The organism is Pseudomonas sp. 24 E 13 (assembly GCF_900004715.1).
Classification (GTDB): domain Bacteria; phylum Pseudomonadota; class Gammaproteobacteria; order Pseudomonadales; family Pseudomonadaceae; genus Aquipseudomonas; species Aquipseudomonas orientalis_A.
The window spans coordinates 38,067-48,867 of the sequence record NZ_CVTO01000096.1; the positions used below are offsets into that span (position 1 = coordinate 38,067).

The following is a 10,801-nucleotide window of genomic DNA, read 5'->3' on the forward strand; positions in this document are numbered from 1 at the left end:
GAAGCGGGTTTTTTCTACAACGGTGTTAAACCGACAGTTCAACCAACAGCTTGTTCAGTCGGCGCACATAAGCGGCCGGGTCCTTGAGGCTATCGCCAGCGGCCAGGGCCGCCTGGTCAAAGAGGATATGCGACAGGTCGCCAAAACGCTCCTCGCTCTGCTCACCGTCGAGTTTCTCGATCAGTGGGTGAGCCGGGTTGAATTCGAAGATCGGCTTGGAGTCCGGCACCTTCTGGCCGCTGGCTTCAAGGATCTGACGCATCTGCATGCCCAGGTCCTGTTCGCCAATGGCCAGGATCGCCGGAGAGTCGGTCAGGCGATGGGAAACCCGCACTTCGCTGACCGCCTCACCCAGGGATGCCTTGATCCGCTCAACCAGGCCTTCCTTGGACTTGGCGACTTCCTCGGCGGCTTTCTTGTCTTCCTCGGAGTCCAGGTTACCCAGGTCCAGGTCGCCGCGTGCCACGTCCACAAAGGATTTGCCGTCGAACTCGGTGAGGTAGCTCATCAGCCACTCATCGATACGGTCGGTCAGCAGCAGGACCTCGATGCCTTTCTTGCGGAAGACTTCCAGGTGCGGGCTGTTCTTGACCTGAGCGTAGGTTTCGCCGGTGAGGTAGTAGATCTTGTCCTGACCTTCCTTGGCGCGTGCCAGGTAGTCGGCCAGCGACACAACCTGTTCGCCGTCTTCACCTTGAGTGGAAGCAAAACGCAGCAGGCCGGCAATTTTTTCCTTGTTGGCAAAATCTTCCGCCGGGCCTTCTTTCATGACCTGGCCGAAGTTTTTCCAGAAGCCCTGGTATTTTTCAGGCTCGTTCTTCGCCAGTTTTTCCAGCATGTCGAGTACGCGCTTGGTCAGCGCCGACTTCATGGAATCGATGATCGGGTCTTTCTGCAGGATCTCCCGCGACACGTTCAGCGACAGGTCGTTGGAGTCGACCACACCCTTGATAAAGCGCAGGTACAGCGGCAGGAACGATTCTGCCTGGTCCATCACGAACACACGCTGTACGTAAAGCTTCAGGCCCTTCGGCGCTTCGCGCTGGTACAGGTCAAACGGCGCACGCGCCGGCACGTAGAGCAGCGAGCTGTATTCCAGCTTGCCTTCGACCTTGTTGTGGCTCCAGCTCAGCGGGTTTTCGTAGTCGTGACCGATGTGCTTGTAGAACTCCTGGTATTCCTCGTCCTTGATCTCGGTACGCGGACGGGTCCACAGGGCACTGGCGCGGTTGACGGTTTCCCATTCCTCGGCCGGCTTCTCCTCACCTTCGCCGGCCGCCTGTTCTTTGGGCAGCTCGATCGGCAAGGCGATGTGGTCGGAGTACTTCTTGATGATGTTGCGCAGGCGCCAGCCATCGGCGAATTCGTCTTCGCCATCCTTGAGGTGCAGCACGATACGGGTGCCACGGTCAGGCTTGTCGAGGGTGGCGATTTCAAACTCGCCCTCACCTTTGGACGCCCAGTGCACGCCTTCGCTGGCGTCGAGGCCGGCACGACGGCTGAACACTTCAACCTTGTCGGCGACGATGAAAGCCGAATAGAAGCCCACGCCGAATTGGCCGATCAGGTGCGAATCTTTTTTCTGGTCGCCCGACAGGTTCTTCATGAAATCTGCGGTGCCGGATTTGGCGATGGTGCCCAGGTGGGTGATCGCGTCCTCACGGCTCATGCCGATACCGTTGTCTTCGAGGGTGACGGTCTTGGCGTCTTTGTCGTAGCTCACACGGATTTTCAGTTCGGCGCCACCTTCCAGCAACTCAGGCTTGGACAGGGCTTCGAAACGTAATTTGTCGACAGCGTCAGAGGCGTTCGAGATCAATTCGCGAAGGAAAATTTCCTTGTTGGAATACAGCGAATGGATCATGAGGTGCAGCAGTTGCTTCACCTCGGTCTGGAAGCCCAGGGTTTCCTTTTGAGTTTCCACACTCATGGTCATCAAACTCCAATTGGATGGCAGTGGCCGCGCCCGAAAGGGTTGGCGGCGGGTTGTCATCAAAGTTGGGGGCTAAGACCGGGATTTCAAGAGCGGCAATTCCTCGATCTTGAAATGGGCGCGAGCGGTGGCAATCGGTTCAGTGGGGGCAGTTTGCCAGGCGGTGACCGCCACATTGGCGACACGCCTGCCCTGGCGGCACACCTGGCAGGTGGCGTAGGTGTCGCGAAAATGGCCGGCGCGCAGGTAATCCAGGGAAAAATCGATGATTTTCGGCAGGCCAGGGGCGCCGGTGAATACCAGCAAGTGCAAGGCCGCCGACAGCTCCATGAAGCCGGCGATTACCCCGCCGTGCAGCGCCGGTAATATAGGGTTACCAATATTGTCTTTGTTGGCCGGCAGGCGAAACAACAGTTCGTCCTCCGAGCGTGTGCATTCGACGCCAATCAGCTTTGCGTAGGGAACCAGATCGAGCAGTGCCGCGTAATCGCCGCGCTCAAGTGCTTGCTCCAGATGCGTCTTGAATCGATGGTTCATGCCTGCTCTCCCTTGATCGCGCCGCCCATTCCCTGGCTGCCCTTGAGATGCTTGCCCATGCGCATGAATGTGCCCACCACATGGGCAATGGGCTGCTGCTGGTCGTCCTGGTAGGCAAAGCCGCGGGTGAAGATCACATCGGTGGTTACCCGGTAGCATTGGGCAAAGCCATACACCGGCTTATGCGGCTCAGCGGGATGCATATAGTCGATGCGCAAATCCAGGGTCGGGCAGACCTCGAACTCGGGCAGTACGCACAGCGTGGCCAGGCCGCAGGCGGTGTCCATCAATGACGTCAGCGCACCACCGTGGATGATGCCGCTGCGGGGATCACCCACTATGTGCGCGCCATAGGGCAACACCAGCGTCATGCCCTCCCCCGTGGCTGCGTGGACGGCTATCCCCAGTACATGGCAGTGGCGAAGCGCCGAAACAAAGCGGGTGGCTCGGTCTAACAAGGGGGTCTGGGTCATGGTTTTTAAATTCTTATTAGTGTGGGGGAGCAGGATAGGTAATAATTTGGAAAGTTCCTGGCGAAAAAGCTTTATATATCTGTGGAACAAAAGGAACTAATGCTGGCCCCTTGAGTTCGAAAGGCCAGTAGATATCTTCAATAAGGAGAAACACCCATGCGCAACACATTAGCTATTTCCATGATGCTGGCCGCTGCCCTCGGCCTGGCTGCCTGCGACAAGAAATCCGAAGACAAAGCCCAAGACGCCGCCGCACATTCTGAGCAAGCTCAGCAAGACATGGCGAAAGCACAGGATAAAGTGAACGACGCTGCAAAAGAAAACGCTGAAGCTGCCAAAGCTCAGGCTGAATCGAATGCTGCCGCCGCTAAAGAAGCTGCACCTGCCGCACCTGCTACTACAACTGCAGACCCTGCCAAGCAGTAATTGCATGGCGTAAAGCTGTAGTGCTGTAAAAGATAGCCCGCTTATAGAGCGGGCTTTTCTTTGTCTGCTGTTTATGCAGGCTTTTAAGTCACGCTCTCTTTTGCCGGGTCCGGGGCGTGCATATTCGTCGGCGTATACACCATCACCTGCAAAACGTCGGAGTGAAACTCACGGCGGTAAAGCACCAGCACCACCCCGCTGCTCATCAACATGAACAACCAGGGGCTGACGAACCAGGCCAGCATGGTCATGCCGAAATAATACGCCCGCAAGCCGAAGTTGAACTGGTTGGCCGCCATCGAAATCACCCGCGCCGCGCGCAAGGCAAAGGCGTTGCGCTCCTGCTCCGACACATGCCGCTCACCAATCATCGGTGCCGAGCCCACCAGCACGGCGGCGAAGTTGTATTGGCGCATGCACCAGCTGAAGGTGAAGAACGCGTAGACAAACACCAGCGCCAGGCACAGCAACTTGATTTCCGACATGCCCTGGGAGGCCTGCTGTACCAAGGGGATATCCGCCAACAATGACACGGCTCGCTCCGAGGCACCCAGCACGGTCAGGATGCCGGCGAGGATAATCAACGTGCTGGAGGCGAAGAACGAGGCGTTACGCTCCAGGTTACCGATCACACTGGCATCGGCGATGCGGTTATCGCGCAGCAGCATGCGGCGCATCCAGTCTTCGCGATACAGGTGCAATACGCTGGCCAGGCAGGCCGTGTCCCGGGCCTTCCAGGTGGCGTAACGGGTATAGCCGCCCCAGCACAGAATGAACCATAGGGCGGCGAGCAGATGGGCTTGATTGGTTTGGACAAACGACATGTGGGTCCTTTTACACGGTGTTGGATAACTGAATGCTTTCAAAATGTGGGAGGGGGCTTGCCCCCGATAGCTTGCTGCTCGCCGTCTGTAGGAGCGAGCTTGCTCGCGAAAAACGTCAACGATAAAGCGTGCTTTCTGAATGAACGCGGTGGCTGTGAGTTTTTCGCGAGCAAGCTCGCTCCTACCTGACTGGCATTAGGGCCAGCCCCCTCCCACATTTTTAAGTATTTCAACTTTAGAAGGTCGTAGCCTCTCAAGCATAAAAAATGCCCCGTATCGATTGATACGGGGCATTTCGGTAATGCGTTGAACCGCTATTACGCGATGGCTTCGCTGCGCTTGCCCAACATGCGATCAACCACCACCGCCACAACCAGCACCATCACCGACGGCACCAGCCACGCCAGGCCTTGCTCGCTAAGTGGCAAATTAGCCAGCTGCGCCGGCATCCAGTCAGCCAGGCCTGCGCCCTTGAGTGCATCAATGCAGCCAAAGATAAAGGACACCAGCATCACTGGACCCACGATACGGCCCTGCTCCTGCCAGAAGTCTTTACAGAAGCTCAAAGCCACCAACACGATGCACGGCGGGTAGATCGCAGTGAGCACCGGAATGGAGAACGCGATCAGCTTGGTCAGGCCCAGGTTGGACACGAACAACGAGAACAGCGCGAGGATCACCACCAGGGTCTTGTAGGACAGCGGCAGGACTTTGCTGAAGTATTCGGCACAGGCACAGGTCAGGCCCACAGCGGTCACCAGGCACGCCAGGGAGATCAGCACAGCGAGGAAGCCGCTGCCCAGCGAACCGAAGGTATGTTGCACATAGGCATGCAATACAGCGGCACCATTGGCCGCCCCGGCGGCGACTTCATGGCTGCCCGAACCCAGACGGAACAGGCTGACATACACCAGCGCCAGGCCCACGCCGGCAATCAGCCCGGCAATGATCGCGTAACGCGTGATCAGCTTGGGCGACTCAACGCCACGGGAGCGAATCGCGTTGACAATGACGATGCCAAATACCAGCGCGCCGAGGGTATCCATGGTCAGGTAGCCATTGATAAAGCCCTGGGAGAACGGCGCAGCGACGTATTCCGGCGTGGCGACACCGACCTCACCGGCCGGCAAGGCAAACGCGGCAACGCCGAGGATGGCCAACGCGATGATCTTCAGCGGCGCGAGAAAACGGCCGACGGTATCCAACAGTCGACCCGGATACAGGGAGACAAAGAACACCACCAGGAAGTACACCGAACTGTAGAGGAACAGCGCCAGCGGGCTTTCCCCGGTCAGCGGCGCCAGGCCCACTTCGAACGAGACGGTGGCCGTGCGCGGCGTGGCGAACAGCGGCCCTACCGCCAGGTACGCCGCAGCCGCCAGCAGGCCACCGGCGATCTTGCCGATCGGGCTGCTCAACGCATCCATACCGCCGCCGACCTTGGCCAACGCGATCACGGTGACGACCGGCAGGCCGACAGCCGTAATCAGGAACCCCAGGGCCGCCATCCACACGTGAGGCCCGGACTGCAAACCAACGATAGGCGGGAAGATGATGTTGCCGGCGCCCACGAACAGGGCAAAGGTCATAAAGCCCAACGCCAGGATATCCTGGCTTTTCAACACTTTCATTTTGAGGAAATACCACACTACTGAATCGGAATTTAGAGGGGGATTCCCTGTGGATGAGGGAAATACCGCCGGCCCTTATGGGGGCCGACCGGTCTGGCGCGCAGCTTCCTTTTGGGATACGGGCGCATAAAGAGGCGGCTAGAGTACAGAATTAGACCGACAAACGCACTGTTGCGGGGCGTACTGTCCGATAAGCGACATTCAAATGTCGCGTTTTCATACTTAATCTAGCCATACACACAAAAAATGTGGGAGGGGGCTTGCCCCCGATAGCGGTGGTTCAGTCACATCATCATGACCGACCCCCCGCAATCGGGGGCAAGCCCCCTCCCACATTTGGATCTCTACCAACCTCAGATACGTTGCTGAGCCCAGAATGCACAAAGGCCACCCGAAGGTGGCCTTTGTGGGGTGAAGCGTCAGCTAAGCGCGAGGCTTACTTGACGGCCCAACCGGTCAGCTCGGCCAAGGCCTTGCCGATGTCTGCCAGCGAACGCACGGTTTTCACACCTGCGTCTTGCAGCGCAGCGAATTTCTCGTCTGCGGTGCCTTTGCCGCCGGAGATGATTGCGCCAGCATGGCCCATGCGCTTGCCCGCAGGGGCAGTCACACCAGCGATGTAGGAAACAACCGGCTTGGTCACGTGTGCCTTGATGTAGGCAGCAGCTTCTTCTTCAGCCGAACCGCCGATCTCACCGATCATCACGATCGCCTCGGTCTTCGGGTCTTCCTGGAACAACTTCAGGATGTCGATGAAGTTGGAGCCCGGAATCGGGTCACCGCCGATGCCGACGCAAGTCGACTGACCGAAACCGGCGTCAGTGGTCTGCTTCACAGCTTCGTAGGTCAGGGTGCCGGAACGGGAAACGATACCGACTTTACCTGGCAAGTGAATGTGACCCGGCATGATGCCGATCTTGCATTCGCCTGGGGTGATCACGCCTGGGCAGTTAGGGCCGATCAGGGTAATACCCAGTTCGTCGCACTTAACCTTGGCGTCCAGCATGTCCAGGGTAGGAATGCCTTCGGTGATGCACACGATCAGCTTGATGCCGCCGAAGGCCGCTTCCAGGATCGAGTCCTTGCAGAAAGGAGCTGGAACGTAGATCACGCTGGCGGTGGCGCCAGTGGCTTCTACTGCTTCTTTCACGGTGTTGAACACTGGCAGGCCCAGGTGCTCGGTGCCGCCTTTGCCCGGCGTTACGCCGCCAACCATCTGGGTGCCGTACTCGATGGCTTGCTGGGTGTGGAAACTACCTTGCGAACCGGTAATACCCTGGCAGATAACTTTGGTGTCTTTATTGATCAGGACGCTCATTACTTGCCCTCCGCAGCTTTGACAACTTGTTGAGCAGCGTCGGTCAGGCTGGTAGCCGCGATGATGTTCAAACCGCTTTCTGCCAGTACTTTAGCGCCCAGTTCAGCGTTGTTACCTTCAAGGCGAACAACAACCGGGATTTTAACGCCGACTTCTTTCACTGCACCGATGATGCCTTCGGCAATCATGTCGCAACGAACGATGCCGCCGAAGATGTTGACCAGTACTGCTGCGACGTTGGAGTCGGACAGGATGATCTTGAACGCTTCGGTTACGCGTTCCTTGGTAGCGCCACCGCCTACGTCGAGGAAGTTGGCTGGCTTGCCGCCATGCAGGTTGACGATGTCCATGGTACCCATGGCCAGACCGGCACCGTTGACCATGCAGCCGATGTTACCTTCCAGCGCTACGTAGTTCAGTTCGAACTTGGCAGCGTGCGCTTCGCGCGGATCGTCTTGCGACGGATCGTGGAAAGTCTTCAGCTTTGGCTGACGGTACATGGCGTTGGCGTCGATGTTGATCTTGGCGTCGAGGCAGTGCAGATCGCCGTCAGCCTTGATCACCAGCGGGTTCACTTCCAGCAGGGCCAGATCGTGATCCTGGAACAGTTTGGCCAGACCGACGAAGATCTTGGCGAACTGGGCAACTTGCTTGCCTTCCAGACCCAGCTGGAAAGCCAGCTCGCGACCCTGGAATGGCTGAGCGCCAACCAGTGGATCGATAGTGGCCTTCAGAATTTTTTCTGGGGTTTCGTGAGCGATTTTCTCGATGTCCACGCCACCTTCGGTGGACGCCATGAACACGATGCGACGGCTCGAACGGTCAACGACAGCGCCCAGGTACAGCTCTTTAGCGATATCAGTGCACGATTCAACCAGGATCTTGGTGACTGGCTGGCCATTGGCATCAGTCTGGTAAGTCACCAGACGCTTGCCCAGCCACTGCTGTGCGAAGGCCTTGGCGTCTTCTTTGCTGCGAACCAGCTTAACGCCGCCCGCTTTACCGCGACCACCGGCGTGGACCTGGGCTTTGACAACCCACTCGCTGCCGCCGATTTTGTCGCAAGCTTCTGCTGCTGCTTCCGGGGTGTCTACTGCGTAGCCCTTGGAAACTGGCAGGCCGTATTCAGCGAACAGCTGCTTACCCTGATACTCGTGAAGATTCATGCTTTTTACCGTCTTCGTTAGGTACTGCGCATTCGGCGCTGCGCTCATTATGAGTGCCGCACCACCTGTGACTGCTGCTTGCGCAACCTGCGGGGCTTATGGCCCGTAAAGCTGCACAAGGCTGCGTCCAGCGGATATTCCGCGGTGAGTCTTGCGCGCAAGGCTCACGACGGGCAACTCCGCCGTGGTTTCTTATTATCTCGCTTAGCGCTTCTTGCGGTTGGCAATGTGGATGGCGCCGCCATTCACTGCCAACGCTGCTTCGTGCAACGCTTCGGACAGGGTTGGATGGGAGAAGACCATCATGCCCAGGTCCTCGGCACTGGTGCCGAATTCCATACCGATAGCGCCTTGCTGAACCAGTTCTGCAGCGCTTGGACCAATCACGTGGACGCCCAATACGCGGTCAGTCTTGGCATCAGCGATGACTTTGACAAAACCACCGGTGTCGTTGGCTGCCATGGCACGGCCAGAAGCGGCGAACGGGAAGGTGCCGACGTTAACTTCAACGCCTTCAGCTTTCAACTGCTGTTCGTTCTTACCGACCCATGCGATTTCCGGGTGGGTGTAGATAACCGATGGAATCAGGTCGTAGTTCATCTGGGTCTTGTGACCCTTGATGCGCTCGACCACCATGATGCCTTCTTCGGAAGCCTTGTGGGCCAGCATCATGCCACGAACCACGTCGCCGATCGCGTAAACGCCCGGTACGGTGGTTGCGCAATGATCGTCAACGTGGATGAAACCACGCTCATCGATGCTCACGCCGCTGTCGGAAGCCAGCAGGTCGGTGGTCACGGGGCGACGACCGACGGCTACGATCAGCTTGTCGAAGGTGATGGTCTGCTCGCCTTCCTTGTCGGTATAGGTCACGACAACTTCTTCGCCGTTGACCTTGGAACCGGTAACGCGCGCGCCCAGCTTGATGTCCAGACCCTGTTTGGTCAGGGTCTTGTAGGCTTCCTTGGACACGGCGGTGTCGGCGGCCAGCAGGAAGGTGTCCAGGGCTTCGAGCACGGTCACTTGCGAACCCAGGCGGGACCATACCGAACCCAGCTCCAGGCCGATGACGCCGGCGCCGATCACACCCAGGCGCTTAGGCACGGCCTGGAATTCCAGGGCGCCGGTCGAATCGACGATCACGTTCTGATCGACTGGAGCCGGTGGAATGTCGATTGGACGCGAACCGGGTGCCAGGATCACGTTTTCGGCTTCGATGACTTCAACCGAGCCGTCCGGCTTGGTGATTTCAACTTTCTTGCCGGCCAGCAGCTTGCCGTGGCCTTGCAGGGAAGTCACGCCATTGGCCTTGAACAAGGTGGCAACGCCGGAAGTCAGGCCTTTGACGATGTTGGCTTTACGGCCGACCATCGCGGGCACGTCCATGGTCACGCCGGCATGGTTGATACCGTGGATCGCGAAACCATCCTGGGCTTCGTGGAATTTCCAGGAGCTGTCCAGCAGCGCCTTGGAAGGAATGCAACCGACGTTCAGGCAGGTACCGCCCAGCGCCAGTTTGCCTTCCTTGTCGGTGTATTTTTCGATGCAAGCAGTCGAGAGGCCCAGTTGTGCAGCCTTGATGGCGGCAACATAGCCGCCAGGGCCTGCACCAATCACTACAACGTCAAATTTCTGTGTCATGAAAATAGATCCTCTATTTGCGACAAGCTTCTAGCCCCAAGCTGCAAGCCAAGCTGCTTTTTCCTACAGCTTGTAGCTCGCAACCTGGGGCTGCTTCAATCAGATATCCAGCAGCAGGCGAGCCGGGTCTTCCAGCAGGTTCTTGATGGTCACCAAGAACGTCACGGCTTCTTTACCATCGATCAGGCGGTGATCGTAAGACAGCGCCAGGTACATCATTGGGCGGATCACGACCTGCCCGTTGATGGCCATTGGACGCTGGATGATGTTGTGCATGCCCAGGATCGCGGCTTGCGGTGGGTTGACGATCGGCGTCGACATCATCGAACCGAAGGTACCACCGTTGGTGATGGTGAACGTACCGCCGGTCATCTCGTCGATGGTCAGCTTGCCGTCACGGGCTTTCTTGCCGAAGCCGGCGATGCCGCCTTCGATTTCGGCCAGGCTCATCAGCTCGGCGTTACGCAGAACCGGAACCACCAGGCCACGGTCGCTGGACACGGCAACGCCGATGTCTGCATAGCCATGGTAGACGATGTCGGCGCCATCGATGGAAGCGTTGACTGCCGGGAAGCGTTTCAGCGCTTCGGTGGCCGCTTTCACGAAGAACGACATGAAGCCCAGGCGCACGCCGTTGTGGGACTTCTCAAAGAGGTCCTTGTACTTCGAACGCAACGCCATGACTTCAGTCATGTCGACTTCGTTGAACGTGGTCAGCATCGCCATGTTCGATTGTGCTTCAACCAGGCGCTTGGCCACGGTGGCACGCACACGGGTCATCGGTACGCGCTTCTCGGTGCGGTCGCCGGCAGCGAACACAGGCGCGGCGGCAGCCGGAGCGGCAGCCTTGGC

General features: G+C 58.2%; 10 protein-coding genes. 1 reads left to right on the forward strand and 9 read right to left on the reverse strand.

Annotation, left to right across the window (positions count from 1 at the left end; genetic code table 11):
- Nucleotides 1-25 precede the first annotated feature (25 nt).
- The 3 genes from htpG to BFP90_RS07185 all read right to left on the reverse strand — a co-directional run bounded on the left by htpG (nucleotide 26) and on the right by BFP90_RS07185 (nucleotide 2,943).
- Nucleotides 26-1,930, reverse strand: coding sequence for a molecular chaperone HtpG (gene htpG / locus BFP90_RS07175; protein WP_065884278.1), 1,905 nt, complete (start codon nucleotides 1,928-1,930; stop codon nucleotides 26-28).
- A 75-nt stretch (nucleotides 1,931-2,005) separates the two neighbouring features.
- A complete protein-coding gene (locus tag BFP90_RS07180) occupies nucleotides 2,006-2,470 on the reverse strand; it encodes a PaaI family thioesterase (protein WP_065896345.1) in 465 nt (154 codons plus the stop codon).
- Nucleotides 2,467-2,943 carry a PaaI family thioesterase gene (locus tag BFP90_RS07185; protein WP_065896346.1) on the reverse strand — a complete coding sequence of 159 codons (477 nt, stop codon included), beginning with the start codon at nucleotides 2,941-2,943 and terminating at the stop codon, nucleotides 2,467-2,469. Before BFP90_RS07185 ends, BFP90_RS07180 begins: the two co-directional genes overlap by 4 nt.
- 156 nt (nucleotides 2,944-3,099) lie before the next feature.
- Here BFP90_RS07185 and BFP90_RS07190 point away from each other — a divergent pair, with 156 nt between their 5' ends.
- Nucleotides 3,100-3,369, forward strand: coding sequence for a hypothetical protein (locus BFP90_RS07190; protein ID WP_065896347.1), 270 nt, complete (start codon nucleotides 3,100-3,102; stop codon nucleotides 3,367-3,369).
- A gap of 83 nt (nucleotides 3,370-3,452) precedes the next feature.
- Here the strand turns inward: BFP90_RS07190 and BFP90_RS07195 are convergent, their stop codons facing one another.
- From BFP90_RS07195 to odhB, 6 genes are all read right to left on the reverse strand, one after another.
- Entirely contained in the window at nucleotides 3,453-4,193 is a 741-nt protein-coding gene (locus tag BFP90_RS07195; protein ID WP_065896348.1) for a DUF599 domain-containing protein, read from the reverse strand.
- Nucleotides 4,194-4,510: 317 nt separating this feature from the next.
- Complete coding sequence (gene brnQ / locus BFP90_RS07200; protein ID WP_065884277.1) at nucleotides 4,511-5,824, reverse strand: branched-chain amino acid transport system II carrier protein; 1,314 nt, start codon at nucleotides 5,822-5,824, stop codon at nucleotides 4,511-4,513.
- Between the two features lie 436 nt (nucleotides 5,825-6,260).
- Entirely contained in the window at nucleotides 6,261-7,142 is an 882-nt protein-coding gene (sucD, locus tag BFP90_RS07205; RefSeq protein WP_065884237.1) for a succinate--CoA ligase subunit alpha, read from the reverse strand.
- Entirely contained in the window at nucleotides 7,142-8,308 is a 1,167-nt protein-coding gene (gene sucC, locus BFP90_RS07210) for an ADP-forming succinate--CoA ligase subunit beta (protein ID WP_003190011.1), read from the reverse strand. The genes sucD and sucC overlap by 1 nt, the downstream gene beginning before the upstream one ends.
- 204 nt (nucleotides 8,309-8,512) lie before the next feature.
- A complete protein-coding gene (lpdA, locus tag BFP90_RS07215) occupies nucleotides 8,513-9,949 on the reverse strand; it encodes a dihydrolipoyl dehydrogenase (protein WP_057722679.1) in 1,437 nt (478 codons plus the stop codon).
- Nucleotides 9,950-10,048: 99 nt separating this feature from the next.
- On the reverse strand, nucleotides 10,049-10,801 hold a 753-nt coding region (gene odhB / locus BFP90_RS07220), incomplete at its 5' end, for a 2-oxoglutarate dehydrogenase complex dihydrolipoyllysine-residue succinyltransferase (RefSeq protein WP_083203180.1).

What these genes read in the sequence shown, in the direction of transcription:
- htpG (WP_065884278.1), bottom strand. Translation starts at nt 1,930, where the DNA reads ATGAGTGTGGAAACTCAAAAGGAAACCCTGGGCTTCCAGACCGAGGTG.
- BFP90_RS07180 (WP_065896345.1), bottom strand. Translation starts at nt 2,470, where the DNA reads ATGAACCATCGATTCAAGACGCATCTGGAGCAAGCACTTGAGCGCGGC.
- BFP90_RS07185 (WP_065896346.1), bottom strand. Translation starts at nt 2,943, where the DNA reads ATGACCCAGACCCCCTTGTTAGACCGAGCCACCCGCTTTGTTTCGGCG.
- BFP90_RS07190 (WP_065896347.1), top strand. Translation starts at nt 3,100, where the DNA reads ATGCGCAACACATTAGCTATTTCCATGATGCTGGCCGCTGCCCTCGGC.
- BFP90_RS07195 (WP_065896348.1), bottom strand. Translation starts at nt 4,193, where the DNA reads ATGTCGTTTGTCCAAACCAATCAAGCCCATCTGCTCGCCGCCCTATGG.
- brnQ (WP_065884277.1), bottom strand. Translation starts at nt 5,824, where the DNA reads ATGAAAGTGTTGAAAAGCCAGGATATCCTGGCGTTGGGCTTTATGACC.
- sucD (WP_065884237.1), bottom strand. Translation starts at nt 7,142, where the DNA reads ATGAGCGTCCTGATCAATAAAGACACCAAAGTTATCTGCCAGGGTATT.
- sucC (WP_003190011.1), bottom strand. Translation starts at nt 8,308, where the DNA reads ATGAATCTTCACGAGTATCAGGGTAAGCAGCTGTTCGCTGAATACGGC.
- lpdA (WP_057722679.1), bottom strand. Translation starts at nt 9,949, where the DNA reads ATGACACAGAAATTTGACGTTGTAGTGATTGGTGCAGGCCCTGGCGGC.